Origin of the sequence: Micromonospora sp. DH13 (genome assembly GCF_020873825.1) — a bacterium.
Classification (GTDB): Bacteria; Actinomycetota; Actinomycetes; order Mycobacteriales; family Micromonosporaceae; genus Micromonospora; species Micromonospora haikouensis.
Map to the genome: position 1 here is coordinate 1 of NZ_JAHWGR010000025.1, position 21,325 is coordinate 21,325.

A 21,325-nucleotide genomic window follows, 5' to 3' on the forward strand; every position below is an offset into this window, starting at 1 on the left:
CCCGGCGCTGATGGACGACGTCACCGTGCAGACCATCGCCGAGGTGGCCGACCAGCGGGTCACCGCGACGCTGGACCGCTTCGGCGTGCAGGAGGACGTCGGGGCGGGCCTCGACGCGGTCGTGTCGGCGCTGCGTCGCAACCAGGTCGACACGATGCTGATCGTGGACGACCCGTCGTCGACGGCGCAGCTGTGGGTCGGCCCCGAGCCGACCGACATCGCCATCGACCCGGGCCAGCTCACCGCCGTGTCGGTGGCCGACCCCCGGCGGGTACGCGCCGACGCGGCCCTGGTGCGGGCGCTCGTCGGCACCGACGCCGAGCTGACCGTGCTCGCGCCGGACGAGGCGCCCGAGCTGACCGACGGGGTGGGCGCGGTGCTGCGCTACGTCGACGCCGGCACCCCCGGCCGGTCACATGGCTGAGCGTACGGTCGCCGACCTGGTGGTGGAGCGGCTACGGGCGTGGCGGGTGCCGCGCGCCTTCGGGTGCCCAGGTGCCGCCGTCGCCCCGCTCGTCGCCGCCCTGGACCGTGCGGGCGGGGACCCGGAGTTCGTCCCCGCCCGGCACGAGGAGACGGCCTCGTTCATGGCCAGCGGGCACGCCAAGTTCACCGGCGAGATCGGGGTCTGCCTGGCCACCCAGGGCCCGAGCGCCGTGCACCTGCTCAACGGCCTGTACGACGCCAAGCTGGACAGCAAGCCGGTGGTGGCGATCGTCGGCGAGGACATCGGCGGCCCGCTCGGCGGCGCCCACGAGGAGATCGGCCTGAGCCGCCTCTTCGGCGACGTCTGCAACCAGTTCGTCCGCTACGCGCGCGCCCCAGCTCAGGTGCCTGCCGTGCTGGACCAGGCGTTCCGCACCGCCGCCGCCACCCGCAGCCCCACCTGCGTGGTGCTGCCCCGCGAGTTGCAGGTGGCCCCGGTGCCCGACCTGGTCCCGCAGTTCGCCGGGGTGATGTCGGCGACGCCGGGGGAGCCCTTGGCGCGGGTGCTGCCGCACGACGCCGACCTGGCCGCCGCCGCGTCGGTGCTCGGCATCGGCGACCGGGTGGCGATCCTGGTCGGGCAGGGCGGTCACGGCGCGGGCGACGAGATCGTGGCGCTGGCCGACCGGCTCGGCGCGGGGGTGGCCGCCAGCCTGCTCGGCAAGCCGGTGCTCGACGAGCGGCTGCCCTTCCACGCCGGGGTGCTCGGCGAGGTGGGCACCACCGCAGCGGCCCAGCTCATGGGCGGCTGCGACACCCTGCTGCTGGTCGGCACCAACGATCCGTGGACCGACTACTATCCGCTGCCCGGCCAGGTCCGCACCGTCCAGATCGACATCGACGGCCGGCGGATCGGCAACCGTTACCCGGTGGACGTGCCGCTGGTCGGCGACGCCACCGAGACACTGCGGGCCCTGCTGACCCGCGTTGCGGACCGGCCCCGGCGGGCGTGGCGGGAGACGGTGGAGGCGTCGGTGGACCGGTGGCGGCAGGCGGCGGCGGCCCGCGCCGCCGAGCCCGCCGGGCCGGTCAACCCGCAGCTCGTGCTGCACGAGCTGTCCGCCCGGCTGCCCCGGGAGGCGGCCGTCGCCGTCGACGTCGGCTCGGTCGTCTACTGGTACGCCCGGCATCTGGAGCTGCCGCCCGGCGTCACCGCCCACCTCTGCGGCACCCTCGGGTCGACCGGCTGCGCCCTGCCGTACGCGGTGGCGGCGAAGCTCGCCCGCCCCGACCGGCCGGTGCTCGCCCTCGCCGGCGACGGCGCGATGCAGCTCAACGGGCTGGCCGAGCTGATCACGGTGGCCCACCACTGGCGGGAGTGGTCGGATCCCCGGCTGGTCGTGCTGGTGCTCAACAACCGCGACAACTCCGGGGTGGGCGACGGCCGCCCGCCGGCCGGGGTGGCCGACCGGCGCCCCGACGTCCCGTACGCCGGTTGGGCCCGCCTGCTCGGCCTGCACGGGGTCCGGGTGGATCGGCCGGAGCTGGTCGGCGCGGCGTGGGACGAGGTCCTCGCGGCGGACCGGCCGAGCGTGCTGGAGGCCGTGGTCGACCCGACCGTCGCGCTGCGCCCCCCGGAACCGGCCCTGGCCGACCTGCGCGGCCTGTTCGCCGGCGGCGACGCGGCCCGGCGGATCCACGGGCGGATGCTCGACAACCGGGTCGCCGTCGAGGCGGAGGACCTCGTGTAGCCCGCCCCGGGCCAGGGCGAGTGACCCACCTACGACACGCCGGGCGGCGTGGCGGTCTCGGGATTCCGGGGCCGCCACGCCGCCCGCGCGTACGTCCCAGGGTCGGCTCGCGGTCCCGGCTCCGGACGACCCGCCCAGCGGGCACGCGCGAGGGCGGACGCCCCGTTTAGACCCCATCGGGACGGGAAGCCGGGCCGCGTGGTGAGCGAACGAGGCGGGTCCGGACCGGCGCACACGGTGCGCCCGGACCTCACGGCGGACGGGGCCGGACTTGCCGGCGACCGGGTGATGACGGCGGGCAGCACGGCCCGGATCATGGTCGCCGCCGCGGTGCGCGCCCTGCGCGGGGAGGACTGCGCCGACCTGCGGAACCCGGGCGTGCCGTCCCGCTTCCCGGGCGCCCCCGAGCCGGTGCGCCGGGGCGCGGCCGCGCGGGCGGCCGGGCGGGTGGCCCTCACCCCCGACCAGGCGGCCGAGGTCGACGCCGACCGGGTCGCCCGGTGGATCGTCGACCAGTACCCGCGCCGGTGCTACCCGGGCGTGGTGCTCGGCTCGCCGCACGGCGCGGCCGTGCACCTGGCGGTCGCCCTCGGGGTGCCCTGGCTGCCCGCCGCCTTCGAGACGACGGTGCACTGGAGCGGCGGCGCGGTGGACCGGCCCGACGCCGCCCTCGACCACGGCGCGGCGCTCGCCGGCCGGCTGCTGGCCGACAACCCGGACGTGCACGTACGCCAGGTGCACTGCCCGGCCAGCCGGGGCCCGTTGTCCGGGGCGACCGTCTCCCTCACGGTGCGCTGGCAGTCGCTGCCGACGGCGTACGCCCGGTTCCTCGCCGACCGCCTCGCGCCCGACGCCCCGGTGCTGCTGCTGCGCGACGCCCGCACCTGGCCGGTGTACGACGCCGGACGGGGGCACAGCTTCCAGGCCGGCTCCCCGGCCAGCGGCCTGGACCCGGTGGACTTCCACCCGGACTCGCACGTCCTGCGCCAGGTGCTCCGCTGCGTCGGCGGCGACGGGGCCCGCTGGCAGCCCCCGGAGGTCCCCTGCCCGCAGGGCTACGCCGAACACGGCGTGGAGCCCGGTTTCGAACTCGCCGTCCGGGACTGGGCCGGGCGGCGGGGCAACGGCGTGCACCGGGTGCTCTTCCCCCGGCCGGAGGCGCTCAGCGCCGCCGTCGCCGACCTGTACCGGGGATGGCTGCGGCGGGCCGGCAAGACGGGCGACCGCCTCGTCGTGGAGTGCGGGCGGCTGCTCGACCCGTGGCAGGTGGTGCGGGCGGGGCTGGTGCCGTACTGGTGCGAGAACGCCACCCGGCGCACCGTCGACGCCGCCGAGTGGTGGCTGGCCGGCAGCGAGCCGTTCAGCTCCGTGGACGTGCTCCCGGAGTCGCCGGGGATGCGCTCGCCGGCCCTCGCGGGCCTGCCGCAGTGGCTGGCCGTGGCCGCGTTCGGCCGCCGCCGCCGGGCCCTGGACCGCATCGCCGCCCGGGGCTACCCGGTCGCGACGGTGCCGACCCGCCGGGCCACCGAGGTGCTCCGCGCCCAGCCGTACGACCTGCCGGCCCCGCCGCCGCTGTCCGCCGCGACCGCCGTCGAGGCGTTCCGGGCCGGCGGCGCCCGGCACGGCCTGGTGGTCGGCTGACCGGTTCGTCCGCCGCGCCGCGGGACGTCCCGGGCGGCGCGCCCAGTCGGTCGCACCGACCGGCCGAAACATCCTCGCGAACCCGGGCCGGCGTGATTGAGTACCTACGGAGCGGGAACACCGCTGGCTGCGACGGCCGGGCAAGGCTGCGCAGCCTGCTGTCGCCGCTCCTCGACGGATCCCGTCATGTGACCCACTTCCGGCCCGGTGCGTGGCTCGACCACGCGCACGTCCGGTTTCCCGACCCGGGCGGGGGACCTTCCTGAGGGAGGCGCGGATGTTCGGACAGCCCAGCACGACCACGGCACCACCCCCCACCGACCGGGGGCTGGAGGATCTCGACGCGGCGGCGCTGGCGTACGCGGCGCGGATCGAGGGCCTGCCCCCCGAGCGGCGGCAGGAGGCCCGCGACGACCTGGTGCGCTTCGCGTTGCCGTTCGCCGGCCGGCTCGCCCGCCGCTACCGGGGGCGGGGCGAGCCGCTGGAGGACCTGGAGCAGGTGGCCCGCCTCGGTCTGGTCAACGCGGTCGACCGGTACGACCCGGAGCGGGGCTCGTTCACCGCGTACGCGGCGATCACCATCGTCGGGGAGATCAAGCGCCACTTCCGGGACCGCACCTGGGGGGTGCACGTGCCCCGCCGGCTGCGCGACCTGATCCTGGAGGTGGGGCAGGCCACCGCCGCGCTGACCAGCGAGCTGTCCCGGGCCCCCACCGTCGCCGAGCTGGCCGAGCGGCTGGAGACGCCGCAGGAGGAGATCCTCGCGGCCCTGGAGTCGGCGGCCGGCTACAGCCCGGCCTCGCTCAACGCGCCCGTCGGCGGGGAGAGCTCCGCCGAGTTCGGTGACCTGGTCGGCGAGAGCGACAACGCGCTGGAGTCGGTCGACGACCGGGTGACCGTCAGCGGGCTGCTGCACCGGCTGCCCTGGCGGGAGCGGCGGATCCTCGCCATGCGCTTCTACGGCAACCAGACCCAGGCCGAGATCGCCGCCCGGTTCGGCATCTCGCAGATGCACGTGTCCCGGCTGCTGTCGCGGGCGCTGACCTGGCTGCGGCAGGCGATGCTGGCCGACGCCCCGCCGCCGTGGCAGAACGGCCCGGCCGAGACGGAACCGGTGACGAAGCGCGGCTGAGGCGCAAGGAAGGGCCCCCTGTTAACGCCTGAGGTAGAAAGGGGCGCCCTTCTCACACCCCGGAGCCCGGCGGGCTCACGGCTCCGTCGAGTCGCCGCGGCTGTGCGGGTGCCGCCACCGCTCGTTCTCCTGCGGGGCCCGCTCCGCGTCGAGCCCGCCCGGCTCCGGGGCGTCGGACTCGTCGAAGCTGGGCCGGCGCACCTCCTCCGGCTCCGGCACGTCCACCGGCCGCGCGCCCGACTGCGGCGCGGGCTGGTACGCGACGGCCTCCCGGGCGCCGTGCGCGCCCTCGGCGGCCGGCGACTCGGGCGCGTGCCGCTCGTGGTGCAGCTCCTCGGCGAAGCTCTGCGGCGGCTTCGTGGTGCGCTGCGGCAGGTCCCGGCCCAGGTCGGAGACGAGGCGGCCGTACTTGGCGTCGAAGGCGGGGCGCTCGGAGCGGATCCGGGGCATCCGGTCGAAGTTGCGCAGCGGGGGCGGGCAGGTCGTCGCCCACTCCAGCGAGTTGCCGAAGCCCCACGGGTCGTCGACCGACACCATCGCCCCGTACCGCCAGGACTTCCACACGTTGTAGATGAAGAACAACGTGGACGCGCCGAGCACGAACGACCCGACCGTGGAGATCATGTTGAGCGTGGTGAAGCCGTCGCCGGGCAGGTAGTCGGCGTACCGGCGGGGCATGCCCTCGTTGCCGAGCCAGTGCTGCACCAGGAACGTCGCGTGGAAGCCGACGAACATCGTCCAGAAGTGCAGCTTGCCCAGCCGCTCGTCGAGCAGCCGCCCGGTCATCTTCGGGAACCAGAAGTAGACCCCGCCGAACGCGGCGAAGACGATGGTGCCGAACAGCACGTAGTGGAAGTGCGCCACCACGAAGTACGAGTCGGTGACGTGGAAGTCGACCGGTGGGCTGGCCAGCAGGACCCCGGTGAGCCCGCCGAGCAGGAAGGTGACCAGGAAGCCGACGGCGAACAGCATCGGCGTCTCGAAGGTGAGCTGCCCCTTCCACATGGTGCCGATCCAGTTGAAGAACTTCACCCCGGTGGGCACGGCGATCAGGTAGCTCAGGATGCTGAAGAACGGCAGCAGCACCTGCCCGGTGGCGAACATGTGGTGCGCCCAGACGCTCATCGACAGCACGGTGATGGCGACGGTGGCCAGCACCAGCCCGGTGTAGCCGAAGATCGGCTTGCGGGAGAAGACCGGGATGATCTCGGTGATGATGCCGAAGAACGGCAACGCCACGATGTAGACCTCGGGGTGGCCGAAGAACCAGAACAGGTGCTGCCACAGCATCGGGCCGCCGGTGGCCGGGTCGAACACGTGCGCGTCGAGCAGCCGGTCGGCGGCCAGGGCGAACAGGGCGGCGGCCAGCAGCGGGAAGACCAGGATCACCAGGACGCTGGTCAGCAGCATGTTCCAGGTGAAGATCGGCATCCGGAACATGGTCATGCCGGGGGCGCGCAGGGTCAGCGTGGTGGTGATCAGGTTGACCGCGCCGAGGATGGTGCCGAGGCCGGAGATGGCCAGGCCGACGATCCACAGGTTCCCGCCGATGCCGGGGGAGTGTTCCATCCGGCTCAGCGGCGTGTACGCCGTCCAGCCGAAGTCGGCGGCCCCGCCCGGGGTGGCGTAGCCGCCGACGACCAGGGTCCCGCCGAACAGGTAGAGCCAGTACGCGAAGGCGTTGAGCCGGGGGAACGCCACGTCCGGCGCGCCGATCTGCAACGGGACGATGTAGTTGCCGAACGCGAACACCAGCGGCGTCGCGAACAGCAGCAGCATGATCGTGCCGTGCATGGTGAACGCCTGGTTGTACTGCTCCGGGGAGAGGAACTGCATGCGCGGCTGGGCCAGCTCGGCCCGCAGCAGCAGGGCCAGCACCCCGCCGATGAGGAAGAAGACGAACGAGGTGACCAGGTAGAGCAGGCCGATCTGCTTGGCGTCGGTGGTCCCGATCAGCTTGATCAGCTTGGCCCCCGGCAGGGCCGGGCGGACCGGGCCGGGAAAGCCGCCGAAGCGGGCCGGCGCGAGGATCGCGGGCCCTCGGTCTCGGGCAGGCTCCGTGGTTACCCGCTTGGGCATGCTTCTCACCCCGTCGTGGCGACAGAAAGGGACGGGCGTGCCTACCCGCCCCTCTCCCTATGTAACCAGGCGAGAGCGGTAATTTCGGTCAATTCGCGGGTGGGCGGGTCTCCGTCAACCGTGAACACGACCGCGTCCACCGGCAGCCGGGCGACCGGCGGGTCAGGTGGCGGGCAGCATCGCCCAGACCACCTTGCCGTCGACCACCGGCGCGCTGCCCCAGCGCTGGGCCAGCTCCCGCACCAGCAGCAGGCCCCGGCCGCCCTCGGCCCGCAGGTCCGTCCGCGTCGCCGCGCGCGCCGCGGCGCGGCTGCCGTCCGCGACGGCCACCTGCAGGTACGGCCGGCGCAGGGTCAGCGTGACCTGCATCGGGGTGCCGGCGTGCCGGACCACGTTGCCGACCAGCTCGCTGAGCACCACCGAGGCCGGGCCGACCAGCTCCGGCAGGTGCCACCGGCCGCAGGCGTCGGCGACCAGCTCCCGGGCCCGCCGGCACGCGCCCGCCACCGGTTCCAGGCGGACCCGCAGCCGGGGCGCGGCGGCGGCCCCCGCCGTCCGGGTCGCCTCGGCGCAGTCCCGCTGCACCGGCAGCCCCCGGCACACCCTCGACTGGGTCAGCCAGCTGGCCGTTCGCGCCGGTGGCGCGCAGAGCACGACGGGCACCGCCGGCCAGCCGGCCGCCTGGCGGGCGGTGGCGGCGAAGACCGACAGCGCGAGCCCGTCCCGGACGGTGAGGTCGTGGAGGTCGACCACCAGCGCGTCCGGCTGGGCGGTGAGGCAGCGGTCGAGCACCCGGTGCACCGTCCGCATCGTCGCCAGGTCGAGCGCGCCGGCGATGCGTACGACGGTCACGGGCGACTCGTCGCGGACCTCGCAGGTGATCCGGCTCGGCATGCGTGGTCCTCGTTTCCGTCTCGGGGTGACCCGGACGTACCCGGCGTGGTGCCGGGTGAAACGGAACGGCGGCGCGCTCAGCGGGGCCGGCGGTCACGCGTCGTGAGCACGCCCAGCGCGATCATGCCGGCGCCGAGGACCAGGTGCAGCCAGTTGTCGGCGTTGTTGACGGGGATGAAGTTGGCGCCGCTGCCGTGGTCGACCACCAGGCCGTAGAGCCACAGCACGAGGTAGATCGCCCCGCCGCCGATCAGGAACGTCCGCGCCCCGTCCCACGTGCGCGACAGCGCCAGGCCGGCCAGCCCGAAGGCCAGGTGCACGGCGTTGTGCAGGACCGAGACCTGGAACACCCCGAGCAGCTTCGCCCCGGAGCCGTGACCGGCGAAGCGCAGGTCGCCGAAGTCGGTGGTGATCCCCGGGACGAAGCCGAGCAGCCCGACCAGGAGGAAGACCACGCCGACGGTGGCTGCGGCACGCCGCACCGGCGCCCGGCCGTCGGCCGGGTTGCGTCGGGCCCGCGCGTGGGCCATCGGACCGGCCACCACGACCTCCTCACCGCGACTGTCCGACCGCCGGGCGGGAGCCCCCCGGTCGGGCGGCGCGTTCCCGCCACCGCCCCGCGCAAACGCGGGCGGTCCGCGCCGGCAGTGTCGGCAGTGTTTGCAGGGGGCCCCTGCTATGCAGAAAGCGTTAATAGGGTGCCCTTCCTTACCCCGCCGTCAGGCGGGTTGCAGGGGGCGGGCCGCGGTCTGCCGGACCTGCTCGTACAGCCCGACGTACGCGCGCGCCATCACCGCCGGGGTGAACCGCGTGGCGGCCTCCCGGCGGCACTCGTCGCCGTCGAGCACGCTCGCGGCCAGCAGCAGGTCGGCCAGCTCGTCCTCGTCGGCGGTGAGCAGCCCGGTGCGGCCGTGCTCGATCAGCTCCGGCAGGCAGCCCCGGGCCGTCGCCACGACCGGGGTGCCCAGCGCCAGGGACTCGACCACGGCCGTGCCGCCGGGCTCCTCCCAGCGCAGCGGGAACAGCGAGGCGCGGGCCCCGGCCAGCAGGTCGTCGCGCTCCTGCCCGGCGACCGTGCCGACCCAGCGGACCAGGTCGCCGTCGACGTGCGGGGCCACCTCGTCGTAGAAGAACCGCACGTCCGGGTTCTGCCGGGCCTCGTCGCCCGCCGCGGCCAGGTCCTGCGGCCGGTGGTAGGGCCCGACCGGCCCCGCGAGCACCAGCGGCACGCCGACCCGCCGCGCCAGCCGGGCGCCGACGTCCTGACCCTTGCCCGGGTTGATCCGGCCCAGGATGATCAGGTAGTCGCCCTTGTCCGGCCGGGGCCGCCGGTCGGCGTCGACGGCGAGCGGGGTGGACAGGTGCACGTGGCCGACGGAGTGCTCCTGCAGCGCCCGGGGGGCGCGGGCCAGCTGCGCGGCGGACACCCCGTTGACCCGGACCCGGTCGCCGCCGTCGAGGTTGCCGTACAGGTCGGGGTGCTTGGCCAGGTCCCAGTGCAGGGTGTGCAGCACCGGCGGGGCCTGCGGGCCCATCGCCGCGAGGGTGGCCAGGCCGACGGCCTCCACGTGGTCGTGCACCAGATCGATGTCGTCGCGGGCGTGCAGCGCGCGCACCACGCCGCCCAGGTGCGCCTGGGAGATGCCGCAGACCTGGTTGTACGGCCGCTGCAGGGCGTGGAACTGGCCGTCGTCGAAGACGGCGATCTTCTCGTCGACGGGCAGGGTGCTGCTGTCCACGGAGGCGAGGACCACCCGCACGCCCAGCCTGCGCAGCTCCGGCACGAGGGTGGCCACGACGTTCTCGATCCCGCCGTAGCCGGGCGGCGGCACGGACAGCCACGGGCCGGCGTTCATCAGGACGGTGAGGCTCATGCGGGATTCCTTCCCTCGGCGGGCCGTCGGGTCGCGCTGGCGGACGCTCCGGCGCGCCGCCACCCCGTTCGTGTCGGCGCACCGGCATCCGGCTTCGGCGCGCCGGCTACCGGTGGCTTCGTCACGCGGGCACCCGGCGCCGCGGCACCCGGTGCCGCAGCTCCGCCAGGGGCGGGCGCTCCTCGACCGAGACGTCACTGACGACGATCTCCCGGTCGAGGTTCGGCAGCGCGTCGGAGCCGCCCCGCCGGAACTGGGTCAGCAGGGCGGCCGGCACGGTGCCGGGGTTGGCCCAGCCCCGGCGCTGCAACCGGGACCAGGCGGTCAGCATGATCTGCGCCGACATCCGGCCCAGCGCCGCCGTGTCCTGGTGGCGGTGCCGGCGCTCACCCAGGTCCACCTGGGCGAGCGCGTCCAGGCCGACCAGGTCGAGCAGGTCGATCAGCATCGCCGTCTCCACCCCGTACCCGGAGACGAACGGCACCCGCTCCAGCACGTCGCGGCGGCCGGCGTACTCGCCGGCGAGGGGCTGGACGAAGCCGGCCAGCTCCGGCCAGAACAGGTTGAGCAGGGGGCGGGCCATCAGCTCGGTGACCCGGCCGCCCCCGTCGGCCTCCACGCTGGCCGCCCCCACCAGCGGCCGGTGGTAGAACCCCTTGACGAAGTCGACCGACGGGTCGGTCAGCAGCGGACCGATCAGGCCGGTGACGAAGTGCGGGCGGAACTCGTGCAGGTCGGCGTCGACGAACGCGACCACGTCGCCCTCGGCCGCCGCCAGCCCGGCCCACAGCGCGTCGCCCTTGCCGGTCAGCCGGGGCAGCCCCCGCGTCATCTCGTCCTGGCCGACGACCTCCGCGCCGGCGGCCCGGGCCACCTGCGCGGTCCGGTCCGTCGACCGGGAGTCCACCACGATCAGCTCGTCGACCAGGGCCACCCGGTCCATCAGGTGCTCGCGGATGGTCGACACGATCGCGCCGACCGTCGCCTCCTCGTTACGCGCCGGCAGGACCACGCTGACCCGGCTGTCGCCCTTGGCGCGCAGCAGCCGCCGCGACGTCCACTCGGCCGCCGAACTGGTCCGATACGTCGCCCATGCCTCCACCACCGGTGTCACACTCGCCTCTGCATCCCGCACTGACGCACCCCCAGATCGTGGTGGAAAACGCGGAGGACGGAATTCCCAGTTCCGTCCGCGCGCTAACCGGATTGTCGCTAACAGCTTGATCACGGGCCGCGCCCCCACCGGTTTTCGGCAGGTGAACGTTTGATTGCGCGCCCCACCGGGGAGTGTGCATCGCGCGAATGCGACAGCGTGGCGAAAGGGTGTGCCGATGCGCGGGTGCCGGGTGGGACTGGTCGGGGCCGGCGGGGTGGCGCAGCGCCACGCCCGGGTGCTGGACGGCTTCGACGACGTCGAGATCCTCGGCGTGACCGACGTGGCGCGCGACGCCGCGACCGCCCTGGCCGACGCGCACGGGGCACGGACCTTCGCCGACGTCGACGAGCTGCTCGCCGCCGGCCCCGACGCGGTGTACGTGTGCGTGCCGCCGTTCGCGCACGGGCCGGTGGAGGAGGCGGTGATCGCCGCCGGGGTGCCGATGTTCGTGGAGAAGCCCGTCGCGGTGGACCTGGACACCGCCGAGCGGATCGCCGACCTGGTCGCCCGGCGCGGGCTGCTCACCGGCGTCGGTCACCACTGGCGGTACCTGCACGTGGTCCGGCACGCCCGCGAGCTGCTCGCCGACCGGCCGGTGCGGATGGTCGGCGGCGCCTGGCTGGACAAGGTGCCCCCGGTCGCCTGGTGGGCGCGGCGGGACCGCTCCGGCGGCCCCGTGGTCGAGCAGGCCGCGCACGTGCTGGACCTGATGAGGGTGCTCGTCGGGGAGGTGACGGAGGTGACCGCGTACGGCGACGGCACCCCGCCGCCGGTCGACGGCGCCGACGTCGACTCGGTGACCACCGCCGCCCTGCGCTTCGCCGCCGGCGCGGTCGGCACCGTCTCCGCCGCCTGCGTCCTGGGCTGGAAACACCGGGCCGGGCTGGAGATCCTGGCCGACGGCCTCGCCCTGAGCCTGACCGAGGACGGCCTGACCGTCCGCGACGCCGACGGCGAGCGCCACCTGTCCGCCGATCCCGACGCCGCCCGCACCGCCGTCGACCGGGCCTTCGTCGACGCGGTCCGGCGCGTGGGCGACGACGTGCGGGTCCCGTACGCCGAGGCGCTGCGCACCCAGCGGCTGGCCCTCGCGATCGCCGAGTCGGCCCGCACGGGGCGACCGGTGTCCCTGCCGACCGGTCCCGCCGCGTCCCCCCACGCCGCCGTGCCGACCGCGACGCGGGTGGGCGTCGATGCGTGACCGGGTGGTGGTGGTCAGCGGCCCGGGGCGGGTCGAACTGGTCGAGCAGGACGCCGACGAGCTGCGCGACGGCACGTTCCGGGTGCGGACCCTCTACAGCGGGGTCTCCGCCGGCACCGAGCTGAGCTTCGTCAAGGGCACCAACCCGTACCTCAACGTCACCTGGAACTCGGGGCTGGGGCTGTTCCAGCCGGGGGAGGCGAGCACCCCGTACCCGGTGACCCGGCTGGGCTACATGCAGGTGGGGCGGGTGGTCGAGAGCCGCACGCCGGCGGTCGCCGTCGGCACGGTCGGCGCGATGACGTACGGCCACCGCACCGGCCACGTCGCCGACCCGCTCGCCGAGCGGTTCGTCCCGCTGCCCGACGACCTCGACCCCCTGCTCGGCGTCTACGTCGCGCACATGGGCCCGATCTGCGCCAACGGGCTGCTGCACGCCGCCGCCGACCTGCACGGCACCGACGTGCGCTCCCTCGGCGACGGGGTGGCCGGCCGCCGGGTCGCGGTGGTCGGCGGCGGCGTGGTGGCCCTGCTCACGGCCCTGTTCGCCCAGCACCACGGCGCGGCGTCGGTGGTGGTGCTCGACCCGACCCCGCAGCGGCGGGCGGTCGCCGAGGCGCTCGGCCTGCAGACCCTCGACCCGGCCGCCGACGACCCGGCGGTGGTGCTGAAGACCCGGTGGAACCACGCCGCGGGCGACCGGGGCGCCGACGTCGTCTTCCAGTGCCGGGGGCAGGCGTGGGCGTTGCAGCTCGCGCTGCGCCTGCTGCGCCCCCAGGGCGCCGTGATCGACCTGGCCTTCTACCAGGCGGGCGCGGACGCCGTCCGCTTCGGCGAGGAGTTCCACCACAACGGGCTGTCGCTGCGCTGCGCCCAGATCGGCCGGGTGCCGCGCGGGCTCGCCCCGACCTGGGACCGGGAGCGGCTGTCGGCCGAGACCGTCGACCTGCTGCGGGCGTACGGTGATCGGATCCGCACGCATCTCGTGTCGGCGGTGGTGCCCTTCGATGAGGCTCCGGAGCTGCTCACCGACCTGGCCGAACGCCGCCGACAGGAGTTGCAGGTGGTGTTGACCGGCTGACCGGGCCGCACGATCCGGCCCGGGTCGCGTACCGTTGCGGCTCATGGGTGTGTCGCAACGGTTGAAGAGCAGGTTCCGTCGGTTCCTCCAGCGCCCGGGGACCACGGTCGACCTGGGCCCGCTGGAGAAGCTGCTGCCGGCCATCGAGGGCCGCGAGGAGGAGCTGTCGGCGCTGACCGACGCCGAGCTCACCGAGGCCGCCGGCTCCGCCACGGGCTACGAGGAGATCTGCGCGATCGGCCGCGAGGCCGCCCGGCGCGGGCTGGACCAGCGGCCGTACGACGTGCAGCTGCTCGGCGCGATGGCCCTGCTCTCCGGCAAGGTCGCCGAGATGGCCACCGGTGAGGGCAAGACCCTGACCGCCACGATCGCCGCGTACGGGCACGTCCGGCTCGGCAACGGCCCGGTGCACGTGCTCACCGTCAACGACTACCTGGCCCGCCGTGACGCCCGCTGGATGGAGCCGGTCTACACCCTGCTCGGGCTGACCGTCGGCTCGGTCAGCGAGGCGTCCACCCCGCAGGAGCGCCGCGACGCGTACGCGTGCGACGTCACGTACGTCTCGGTCAGCGAGGCCGGTTTCGACTACCTGCGCGACCAGCTCGTCACCGACCTCGACGACCGGGTCCAGCCGGCGCTGCGCACGGCGATCGTCGACGAGGCCGACTCCATCCTGATCGACGAGGCCCGGGTGCCGATGGTCCTCGCGGGCGCGGTCGGCGGCGAGCAGGACCCGGTGCACGCCGCCGCGGCCCTGGTGCGCGGTCTGCGCAAGGGCAAGCACTACACCGTCGCCGAGGACGGCCGCAGCGTCGCGTTCACCTCCGCCGGCCTCGCCGCCGTGGAGGCCAAGCTGGGCGGCATCGACCTGTACGACACCGAGCACGTGGGGCAGCTCTCGGCCGTCAACGTGGCCCTGCACGCGCACGCCCTGCTGCACCGCGACGTCGACTACATCGTGCGGGACGGCTCGGTGGAGCTGATCGACGAGATGCGCGGCCGGGTGGCCCAGCGCCGCCGCTGGCCCGACGGCCTCCAGGCCGCCGTGGAGGCGAAGGAGGGGCTCGACGCCACCGCCGAGGGTGAGGTGCTGGGCACCATCGCCGTGCAGGCGTACATCGCGCTCTACCCGAAGGTGTGCGGCATGACCGCCACGGCGGTGCTGGTCGGCGACCAGCTGCGCGAGTTCTTCGGCCTGGAGGTGGCGGTGATCCCGCCGAACACCCCCTGCGTGCGCGAGGACGAGCCGGACCGCATCTACGCCACCCGGGCCGAGAAGGACGAGGCGCTGGTCGACGAGATCAGGCGCTGCCACGACAAGGGCCGGCCGGTGCTGGTCGGCACCCTCGACGTCAAGGAGTCCGAGCAGCTCGCCGTCGGGCTGGAGGCCGCCGGGGTGCCCTGCGTGGTGCTCAACGCCAAGAACGACGACGACGAGGCGGCGATCATCGCCGAGGCCGGCGCGTACGGCGCGGTCACCGTCTCCACCCAGATGGCCGGGCGGGGCGTCGACATCCGGCTCGGCGGCAGCGACTCCGCCGACCGGGACCGGGTCGCCGAGCTGGGCGGCCTCTACGTCATCGGCAGCGGCCGGCACGACAGCCGCCGCGTCGACGACCAGCTGCGCGGCCGCGCGGGCCGGCAGGGCGACCCGGGCGGGTCGGTGTTCTTCGTCAGCCTGGAGGACGACCTCGTGGTCCGGCACGCCAGCGACGCCATCCCGGCGTCGCCTCGGATGAACGCCGACGGCCTGGTCACCGACCCGCAGGTCGACTACGCCGTGGAGCACGCCCAGCGGGTCGCCGAGGGCGTCAACCACGAGATCCACCGCAACACCTGGCGCTACAGCGTGGTGATCGAGCAGCAGCGCAAGGCCCTCGCCGAGCGGCGGGAGCGGCTGCTGACCAGCGACATCGCCGCGCTGATGCTGCTGGAGCGGGTGCCGGAGAAGGCCGAGGAGATGGACGAGGACCTGCTCGCCCGGGCGGCCCGGTCGATCGCCCTCTTCCATCTCGACCGGCTGTGGGCCGAGCACCTCGCCGAGCTGTCCGAGGTGCGCGAGGGCGTGCACCTGCGCGCCCTGGGCCGGCTCGACCCCCTCGACGAGTTCCACCGGGCGGCAGTGCCGGCGTTCAACGCGCTGGTGCCGGAGATCGAGGCCCGCACCATCGCCACGTTCACCGAGACCGAGTTCGACGAGGACTGGGAGCCGGACGCCTCGACGCTGGTGCGGCCGTCGGCGACGTGGACGTACCTCGTCCACGACAACCCGTTCGGCTCGGAGCTGGACCGGCTCATCGCCTCGGTGGGGCGTCGGCTCAGCGCCGCGCCGCGCTGAGGTGCGACTTTTCGGCCGTTTCGACCCGGCTTGCCGGGGGTACTAGCGCGCGTCGAAAGAATCGGGAGAGCACAGACGATGAGACAGCGCAGGGGCGGTACGGGGCGCCGGTGGTCGGCGTTCCCGGCGGGGGCAGTGGCCCGGTGAACCTGGAGGCGCAGGCCGCCGGCACCGAGACCCTGAGCGTGCTGGAGACGGCGGCGCTGCTGCGGGAGCTCACTGCCGGCCTGATCGAGGTGACGGATTTCGACGCGGCGCTCGTCCAGTTGGTCGGGCTCACCCAGGCGGCCGTCGCCGGGGTCGCCTGGTGCGGTTTCACCGCGCTGCGGGCCGGCGAGCCGGCCGGGGTGGCCGCTTCCGACCCGGCCCTCGCCGGCCTGGACGACCTCAGCGACGGCCCCGACACGCCGGCGATGAGCGCCATCCACCGCCGCGAGATGATCCTCGCCGAGGACCTCGGGCGGGAGTCGCGCTGGCCGGCCTGGACGGCCCGGGCCCGGCAGGCGGGGGTGCGTGGCGTCATCTCCGCGCCGGTCGACGTCGACGAGCAGGTCATCGGGGCGATCAACCTGTACGCCTCGACGCCGGACGCGCTGACCACCCGTCACCAGCTCACGGCGATGCTCCTCGCCGAGCACGCCGGGCTGCTGCTGGCCGCCGTCCGGGGCCGGGAGCGGCGGGCCGCCGAGGCCACCGAGCGGGACGCCGCGCTGCTCGGCGAGGGGGTGGTCGGGCAGGCGATCGGCGTCATCATGACCCAGCGCGGCTGCCCCGCTCCGGAGGCCCTGGAGGTGCTGCGCAGCGCGGCGACGTCGCTGGACATCCCGCTGCGCGAGGTCGCCGAACGCCTGGTGGCCACGGTCGCCCGGCCCCGGGAGGGCTAGCGCCGGGCCGGGGCGGTCGGGCCCGCCGGCCACCAGCCTGTCGGCGATCCGACGGCCGGCCGTTTCCCCACGGCGACCGGCGGGTAGCACCCTGGACTGGTGAGCTGAAGCGACCAGGGGAGGGCGCGATGGAGAGCCGACTGCGGGTGCACGGGCATCCCATCCAACCGATGCTGGTGACGTTCCCGTTCGGGCTCTTCGTCAGCGCCACCGTCTTCGACCTGGCCGACGTCGCGGGCGGTCCCGCGTTCCTCGGCGAGGTCGGCTACTGGACCTCGGTCGCCGCCCTGGTGGCGGCCGCGCTGTCCACCGTCGCGGGGATGGTCGACCTGTGGGACGCCGCGGGCGAGTCGACCCGCCGCACCAAGATCACCTTCAACCTGGTCAACGCGGCGATGGCCGCGCTGTTCCTGCTGACCTGCCTCATCCGGGCGCACTCGCCGCAGCGGGGCGCGACCGGCGTCATGCTCGCCGCCGAACTGGTCGCGCTCGGGCTGGGCGGGGCCGGCGTGTGGCTCGGCGCCCGCCTGATGCGTCAGTTCGAGGCGGGGCGCGCCGAGACGGGCACCCTCGACGCGCTGGGCCCGGTGGCGGGCTCCACTGTGGAGATCGTCCGGCCCCGCGCCTGAAACCCGGTTGTCCCGGCGTGGTGGGTGCGGCGATGCTTTCGCCCATGAGCGGAAAGCGGGGATTCGAGGAGCTGATCGCCGAGGGCGCGTCCGTGCCCGTGCAGGGCTGGGACTTCTCCTGGCTGCTGGGGCGGGCCAGCGAGGAACGACCGCCGTGGGGCTACGCCCGGCTCGTGGCCGACCGGATGGCCCGGGCCGACGCGGCGCTGGACATCGAGACCGGCGGCGGGGAGGTCCTCGCCGAGGTGCCCCGCCCGCCCCGGGTGCTGCTGGCCACCGAGGCCTGGCCGCCCAACGTGGAGGTGGCCCGGCGCAACCTGCGCGCGGTCGGCGCGAGGGTGCTCCAGGTCGCCGAGGGCGGCGGCCTGCCGGTGGCCGACGCCGCCCTGGACCTCGTGGTGAGCCGACACCCCGTGCATACCCCCTGGGACGAGATCGCCCGCGTGCTGCGGCCCGGCGGGACGTTCCTGTCCCAGCAGATCCGCGGCGGCACTATGCGGGAGCTGAGCGAGGCGATGCTGGGTCCGCTGCCCCCGCCGCAGCGGCAGCTCCCCGGCCAGGCCGTCGCCGCCGCCGAGGCGGCCGGGCTGACGGTGCTCGACCTGCGCGAGGCGCGGCTGCGCACCGTGTTCCACGACGTCGCGGCGGTGGTCTACTTCCTGCGCAAGGTGGTCTGGACGGTCCCCGGGTTCACCGTCGAGCGCTACCGACCCCAGCTCGCCCGCCTGCACGACCGGATCGAGGCCGACGGCCCGTTCGTGGCCCACGCCCGGCGCTTCCTGATCGAGGCGGTCCGGCCCGCCTGAGCCTGCCTGGGCCGACCCGCGGCCGGCGTCGCCTGCGCCGGCCGCGGGGACCGCTGCGGTGCCCTGCCCGCGGTCGGCGTGGCTGTGGTCAGCCGTGCGCCTCGGCGTGATGCGCGGCGAGCACGTCCGCGCCGAAGTCGCTGGCAGGGCGGCGCAGCACGGTGTGGGCGTGGTTGCCGTCGTCGGCGGTGTTGTCGTACTCGATGAGCAGGTCGTCGCCCTGCACCCGGTAGTAGTGGCGCTGCCCGGGCCCGGTGGGGCCGGCCCAGGCGAAGTGCAGCGGCCCGCCGGCGAGCCGGCGGGCCTCCCGCGCGGCCAGCTGCGGCGGCAACCGGTCCAGGTACACGGCGACGAGCTGGTCCAGCAGGGCCCGGCCGGTGGGGCCGAGCCGGTCGGCGGGCACCCCCAGTGGCGCGATCTGCCCGGCGACGCGGGGACGGGTGGCACTGACGATGTCGGCGGGGGCGTCGTCGGCGACGATCGCCGCCGCCCGTCCCGCCGGACCGATGGCGTCGAGCAGGGCCCGCCCCAGGTCCTCCTCGACCCCGAGCGGCCGGGACACCGGGTGCCCGGCGTGCCGGACGGCGGCCGGGTTCGCGCCGAGGAAGACGGGCGCGGGGGAGACCTGGTCGTCGACCACGGTCATGCTCACCGACAGGTGGTGTCCCTCGAACCGCCAGGCCCACCGGTCGTCGCGGGCCGGGTCGCCGAAGACCGCGACCCAGTAGTCGCCGCTGTGCCGCCCGCGCCGCCAGCCTTCGGCCCGGTCGAGCACCTCCTCCAGCGCGACGACGGCCATCGCCTGCGCGTACGCCGCCGGGCTCAGGGCCGTGGCCAGCAGCCGGTGCGCGGCCTTGCGGCCGGCGCGGTCCAGGTCGGCCAGGCACACCCCGGGGCGCGGCCGGGGACGGTACTCCAGCCACCGCCGGGCCCCGTCGTCGTCGAACCGGTGCGTGGCGCGGGCCCGCGCCGACTCGTCCAGCGCGCCGAGCAACGCGGTGCCGGCCGCGCGCATCTGTTCGGGTAGGGAATCGTCCACCGACCCTGTATACCCGGGCGGGACGCGGCCAGCGCGCCGCGAGCGGGGCCGGCGCGTCGCCTGGTAGCTTGCCGGGCCGGCGCGGGAGGGGCGATGGGCGACGACAGGGTGTACGTGGGCAAGGCGGACGTGGACGGCCCCCGGGAGGGCGGCTGGCTGCTGGGCCACTTCATGCCGGAGGGCGATCCGCGGCGCAGCGGCGACGTGGAGGTGAAGTGGGGCGTGCACGCGGCGGGGGAGGCCCGCTCGCGGTGGGCCACCGACGAACGGCGCACGGCGCTGCTGGTGCTGGTCAGCGGCGGCCGGTTCCGGGTCGAGCTGCCGGACCGCACGGTGCTGCTCGCCGAGCCGGGTGACTACGTGGTGTGGGGGCGGGGCGTGGACCACTCCTGGTACGCCGAGCGCGAGTCGGTGCTGCTGACCGTGCGCTGGCCGTCGGTGCCGGGCTACCGGGTGGAGCCGCCGGTGCGCCGCTGAGGCGCGCGCCGGACCCATGGGATGTCCCAGCATGTGGTATTACCTACTAAACCTATAGGCTTTACCTCCTATGCTGGTGGTTGCACGCTCCGTACCGATCCCGTGAGGTCCCGCATGGTAGTCAGCCGCCGTCCCGAGCCCGACCTGCTCGCCGTCGCCGCCCGGTACGCCGCCGACCCGGCCGGCTGGTCGGTGCCGCTGCGCTTCCATCCCGAACACCGGTGGTACGCGCGCCTCGCGGTCGCCGCCGACCACGAGGTCTGGGCGCTGAGCTGGCTTCCCGGCCAGGGCACCGACCTGCACGACCACGGCGGCTCCTCCGGGGCCTTCCTGGTCGTGGACGGCGTCCTCACCGAGGAGACCGTCAGCGGCGGCCGGCTGCGCCCGCACCGCCTCGCCGCCGGGGCCGGCCGCCGCTTCGGCGCCCGCCACGTGCACGTGGTCACCAACCGCGACGACCAGCCGGCGGTCAGCGTGCACGTCTACCGTCCCGCGTTGACCCGGATGACCCGCTACCGCCTCGTCGACGGCCTGCTGCGGGTGGCCGAGGTCGCCGAGGCCGGCGTCGCGTGGTGACATCGTTGACCACCTCGACTCCCTGGAAGGACCCGATGATGCCGCACCACCCCGCCCGCGCCGAGAGCTGTCCACGTCCCGTGCCACCCCCCGGCTCCCGGGGCATCGACGAGATCCTCGCCGAGGCGCGCTCCCGGCTGCGGCGGCTCGACCCCGAGCAGGCGCACCTGGCGTACCGCGAGGGCGCCCTGCTGGTCGACATCCGGCCGGCCGCGCAACGCGCCGCGCACGGCACGGTGCCCGGCGCCCTGGCGATCGAGCGCAACGTGCTCGAGTGGCGCTTCGACCCCCGGTGCGCGGCCCGGCTGCCCCAGGCCGTCGGCTACGACGTGCCCGTGGTGGTGCTGTGCCAGGAGGGCTACACCTCCTCGCTCGCCGCCGCCGCGCTCCAGGACATCGGCCTGCACCGCGCCACCGACGTCGTCGGCGGCTTCGCCGCCTGGCGCATCGCCGGCCTGCCCACGCTCGGCCCCACGCCCCCGCCCCGTTCCCCGTCCGTCGCGCCGCCGGTGACCGCCGGCCGGGCGCACCACTGACCGCCGCGCCCCACCGGACGCGGCGGTCGGCACCGCCATCTGAGGAGGCACCATGTCCGTCGTCGCCATCTCCTCGCGCCCCCACCCGCCGGGCCGGGCCGAGCGGGCCCCCCAGTGCCGCCCCGACCGCGCGCCGGCAGGCCGGGTCGACCGGGTCCCGTCGCCGGGACACGCCCGGTCCGTGCCGACACTGACCGTCACCGTCGAACTCGCCCCCGGCCAGCTGACGCCCCGCCTCGCCCGGCTGGTCGAGCTGCTGGGGGAGCTGGCCGAGTCCGGCGAGGGCACGCTGCTGGCGGGCTCCACGGAACAGGGTCGCCGCGCACCGGAGCCGTGGGCCCCGGCGGAGCGCCGGCCCCGCCCGGTCGAGTTCCGGTCGGCGCAGGCCGACCCGGCGGGGCCGCGACCGCTCGTGCCCCGGGTCTCCGCCGCCGCCCCGCCGCCCCCCGAGGACCCCGAGGAGGTACGCATCCTGGCCGCCTCGCGGGTGGTGCGGCAGGGCCCCCGGGTCATCCCGCTGACCCGCATCGAGTTCGACCTGCTGCACTTCCTGGCCGAGCACCCCCGCCGGGTCTTCACCCGGTTGCAGCTGCTCAGCAACGTCTGGGGCTACGAGCACGCCATCGCCCGCACCGTCGACGTCCACGTCCGACGGCTGCGCGCGAAGCTCGGCGCCGCCACCCCGTTGGTCACCACCGTCTACGGGGTCGGCTACCGGCTCGCCGACGAGGCGCGGGTCAGCGTCGACCCGCACCGCTGAGACGTCCGCCGCGCAGCCGGCGACGCGGCGCACCCCGGCTCCGGG

Annotated in this window: 19 protein-coding genes and 1 pseudogene; 14 read left to right on the forward strand and 6 right to left on the reverse strand. The window is 75.2% G+C overall.

Going from position 1 to position 21,325, the window contains the following annotated elements; translation table 11 throughout:
- The 4 genes and pseudogenes from LPA42_RS22180 to LPA42_RS22195 form a co-directional block, all read left to right on the forward strand.
- Positions 1–424 (forward strand): annotated as a pseudogene (locus LPA42_RS22180) (peptide chain release factor 1); the annotation flags it as partial.
- A complete protein-coding gene (locus tag LPA42_RS22185; protein ID WP_077939914.1) occupies positions 417–2,177 on the forward strand; it encodes a thiamine pyrophosphate-binding protein in 1,761 nt (586 codons plus the stop codon). The pseudogene LPA42_RS22180 and the gene LPA42_RS22185, both read left to right, overlap by 8 nt.
- A 288-nt stretch (positions 2,178–2,465) precedes the next feature.
- The gene (locus LPA42_RS22190) at positions 2,466–3,818 is read left to right on the forward strand and encodes a hypothetical protein (RefSeq protein WP_077939929.1); all 1,353 of its coding nucleotides are present in this window, start codon (positions 2,466–2,468) and stop codon (positions 3,816–3,818) included.
- 277 nt (positions 3,819–4,095) lie between these two features.
- The gene (locus LPA42_RS22195; protein WP_074473317.1) at positions 4,096–4,950 is read left to right on the forward strand and encodes a SigB/SigF/SigG family RNA polymerase sigma factor; all 855 of its coding nucleotides are present in this window, start codon (positions 4,096–4,098) and stop codon (positions 4,948–4,950) included.
- Positions 4,951–5,025: 75 nt separating this feature from the next.
- Here the strand turns inward: LPA42_RS22195 and ctaD are convergent, their stop codons facing one another.
- The 5 genes from ctaD to LPA42_RS22220 form a co-directional block, all read right to left on the reverse strand.
- Positions 5,026–7,029 carry a cytochrome c oxidase subunit I gene (gene ctaD, locus LPA42_RS22200; protein WP_077939915.1) on the reverse strand — a complete coding sequence of 668 codons (2,004 nt, stop codon included), beginning with the start codon at positions 7,027–7,029 and terminating at the stop codon, positions 5,026–5,028.
- 162 nt (positions 7,030–7,191) lie between these two features.
- Positions 7,192–7,923 (reverse strand): ATP-binding protein, encoded by a 732-nt coding sequence (locus tag LPA42_RS22205; protein WP_077939916.1) that lies wholly within the window; start codon positions 7,921–7,923, stop codon positions 7,192–7,194.
- Between the two features lie 77 nt (positions 7,924–8,000).
- Positions 8,001–8,453: a DUF4383 domain-containing protein gene (locus tag LPA42_RS22210; RefSeq protein ID WP_043969536.1), complete on the reverse strand. Its 453-nt coding sequence runs from the start codon at positions 8,451–8,453 to the stop codon at positions 8,001–8,003.
- 189 nt (positions 8,454–8,642) lie between these two features.
- The gene (locus tag LPA42_RS22215) at positions 8,643–9,797 is read right to left on the reverse strand and encodes a glycosyltransferase (protein WP_077939917.1); all 1,155 of its coding nucleotides are present in this window, start codon (positions 9,795–9,797) and stop codon (positions 8,643–8,645) included.
- 121 nt (positions 9,798–9,918) lie between these two features.
- On the reverse strand, positions 9,919–10,899 hold the full coding sequence (locus LPA42_RS22220) for a glucosyl-3-phosphoglycerate synthase (protein WP_228986841.1): 981 nt from the start codon (positions 10,897–10,899) through the stop codon (positions 9,919–9,921).
- Between the two features lie 229 nt (positions 10,900–11,128).
- Here LPA42_RS22220 and LPA42_RS22225 point away from each other — a divergent pair, with 229 nt between their 5' ends.
- The 6 genes from LPA42_RS22225 (at position 11,129) to LPA42_RS22250 (ending at position 17,892) form a co-directional block, all read left to right on the forward strand.
- A complete protein-coding gene (locus LPA42_RS22225) occupies positions 11,129–12,154 on the forward strand; it encodes a Gfo/Idh/MocA family protein (protein ID WP_077939930.1) in 1,026 nt (341 codons plus the stop codon).
- Positions 12,147–13,235, forward strand: a complete 1,089-nt coding sequence (locus tag LPA42_RS22230; RefSeq protein WP_077939919.1) for a zinc-binding dehydrogenase — start codon at positions 12,147–12,149, stop codon at positions 13,233–13,235. The genes LPA42_RS22225 and LPA42_RS22230 overlap by 8 nt, the downstream gene beginning before the upstream one ends.
- Before the next feature lie 43 nt (positions 13,236–13,278).
- The gene (gene secA2 / locus LPA42_RS22235) at positions 13,279–15,573 is read left to right on the forward strand and encodes an accessory Sec system translocase SecA2 (protein ID WP_077939920.1); all 2,295 of its coding nucleotides are present in this window, start codon (positions 13,279–13,281) and stop codon (positions 15,571–15,573) included.
- Between the two features lie 143 nt (positions 15,574–15,716).
- Positions 15,717–16,457: a GAF and ANTAR domain-containing protein gene (locus LPA42_RS22240; protein WP_077939931.1), complete on the forward strand. Its 741-nt coding sequence runs from the start codon at positions 15,717–15,719 to the stop codon at positions 16,455–16,457.
- A 128-nt stretch (positions 16,458–16,585) separates the two neighbouring features.
- Entirely contained in the window at positions 16,586–17,086 is a 501-nt protein-coding gene (locus LPA42_RS22245; RefSeq protein ID WP_077939921.1) for a DUF2231 domain-containing protein, read from the forward strand.
- 44 nt (positions 17,087–17,130) lie between these two features.
- Positions 17,131–17,892 carry a class I SAM-dependent methyltransferase gene (locus LPA42_RS22250; RefSeq protein ID WP_077939922.1) on the forward strand — a complete coding sequence of 254 codons (762 nt, stop codon included), beginning with the start codon at positions 17,131–17,133 and terminating at the stop codon, positions 17,890–17,892.
- An 88-nt stretch (positions 17,893–17,980) separates the two neighbouring features.
- On the opposite strand, the gene LPA42_RS22255 is transcribed toward LPA42_RS22250, so the two are convergent.
- Positions 17,981–18,907, reverse strand: a complete 927-nt coding sequence (locus LPA42_RS22255; protein WP_091284161.1) for a DUF3500 domain-containing protein — start codon at positions 18,905–18,907, stop codon at positions 17,981–17,983.
- 117 nt (positions 18,908–19,024) lie between these two features.
- On the opposite strand from LPA42_RS22255, the gene LPA42_RS22260 reads away from it, so the two are divergent.
- The 4 genes from LPA42_RS22260 (at position 19,025) to LPA42_RS22275 (ending at position 21,280) form a co-directional block, all read left to right on the forward strand.
- Positions 19,025–19,408 (forward strand): signal peptidase I, encoded by a 384-nt coding sequence (locus LPA42_RS22260; protein ID WP_077939924.1) that lies wholly within the window; start codon positions 19,025–19,027, stop codon positions 19,406–19,408.
- A gap of 114 nt (positions 19,409–19,522) precedes the next feature.
- Positions 19,523–19,984 carry a cysteine dioxygenase family protein gene (locus LPA42_RS22265; RefSeq protein ID WP_077939925.1) on the forward strand — a complete coding sequence of 154 codons (462 nt, stop codon included), beginning with the start codon at positions 19,523–19,525 and terminating at the stop codon, positions 19,982–19,984.
- Positions 19,985–20,022: 38 nt separating this feature from the next.
- Positions 20,023–20,520 carry a rhodanese-like domain-containing protein gene (locus LPA42_RS22270; RefSeq protein WP_091284157.1) on the forward strand — a complete coding sequence of 166 codons (498 nt, stop codon included), beginning with the start codon at positions 20,023–20,025 and terminating at the stop codon, positions 20,518–20,520.
- Positions 20,521–20,572: 52 nt separating this feature from the next.
- On the forward strand, positions 20,573–21,280 hold the full coding sequence (locus tag LPA42_RS22275; protein WP_091284154.1) for a winged helix-turn-helix domain-containing protein: 708 nt from the start codon (positions 20,573–20,575) through the stop codon (positions 21,278–21,280).
- Positions 21,281–21,325 lie beyond the last annotated feature (45 nt).

Excerpts from the sequence above, each read along its gene's own strand:
- LPA42_RS22185 (WP_077939914.1), top strand. The coding sequence starts at position 417 with ATGGCTGAGCGTACGGTCGCCGACCTGGTGGTGGAGCGGCTACGGGCG.
- LPA42_RS22190 (WP_077939929.1), top strand. The coding sequence starts at position 2,466 with ATGACGGCGGGCAGCACGGCCCGGATCATGGTCGCCGCCGCGGTGCGC.
- LPA42_RS22195 (WP_074473317.1), top strand. The coding sequence starts at position 4,096 with ATGTTCGGACAGCCCAGCACGACCACGGCACCACCCCCCACCGACCGG.
- ctaD (WP_077939915.1), bottom strand. The coding sequence starts at position 7,029 with ATGCCCAAGCGGGTAACCACGGAGCCTGCCCGAGACCGAGGGCCCGCG.
- LPA42_RS22205 (WP_077939916.1), bottom strand. The coding sequence starts at position 7,923 with ATGCCGAGCCGGATCACCTGCGAGGTCCGCGACGAGTCGCCCGTGACC.
- LPA42_RS22210 (WP_043969536.1), bottom strand. The coding sequence starts at position 8,453 with ATGGCCCACGCGCGGGCCCGACGCAACCCGGCCGACGGCCGGGCGCCG.
- LPA42_RS22215 (WP_077939917.1), bottom strand. The coding sequence starts at position 9,797 with ATGAGCCTCACCGTCCTGATGAACGCCGGCCCGTGGCTGTCCGTGCCG.
- LPA42_RS22225 (WP_077939930.1), top strand. The coding sequence starts at position 11,129 with ATGCGCGGGTGCCGGGTGGGACTGGTCGGGGCCGGCGGGGTGGCGCAG.
- LPA42_RS22230 (WP_077939919.1), top strand. The coding sequence starts at position 12,147 with ATGCGTGACCGGGTGGTGGTGGTCAGCGGCCCGGGGCGGGTCGAACTG.
- secA2 (WP_077939920.1), top strand. The coding sequence starts at position 13,279 with ATGGGTGTGTCGCAACGGTTGAAGAGCAGGTTCCGTCGGTTCCTCCAG.
- LPA42_RS22245 (WP_077939921.1), top strand. The coding sequence starts at position 16,586 with ATGGAGAGCCGACTGCGGGTGCACGGGCATCCCATCCAACCGATGCTG.
- LPA42_RS22250 (WP_077939922.1), top strand. The coding sequence starts at position 17,131 with ATGAGCGGAAAGCGGGGATTCGAGGAGCTGATCGCCGAGGGCGCGTCC.
- LPA42_RS22255 (WP_091284161.1), bottom strand. The coding sequence starts at position 18,907 with ATGCGCGCGGCCGGCACCGCGTTGCTCGGCGCGCTGGACGAGTCGGCG.
- LPA42_RS22260 (WP_077939924.1), top strand. The coding sequence starts at position 19,025 with ATGGGCGACGACAGGGTGTACGTGGGCAAGGCGGACGTGGACGGCCCC.
- LPA42_RS22265 (WP_077939925.1), top strand. The coding sequence starts at position 19,523 with ATGGTAGTCAGCCGCCGTCCCGAGCCCGACCTGCTCGCCGTCGCCGCC.
- LPA42_RS22270 (WP_091284157.1), top strand. The coding sequence starts at position 20,023 with ATGCCGCACCACCCCGCCCGCGCCGAGAGCTGTCCACGTCCCGTGCCA.
- LPA42_RS22275 (WP_091284154.1), top strand. The coding sequence starts at position 20,573 with ATGTCCGTCGTCGCCATCTCCTCGCGCCCCCACCCGCCGGGCCGGGCC.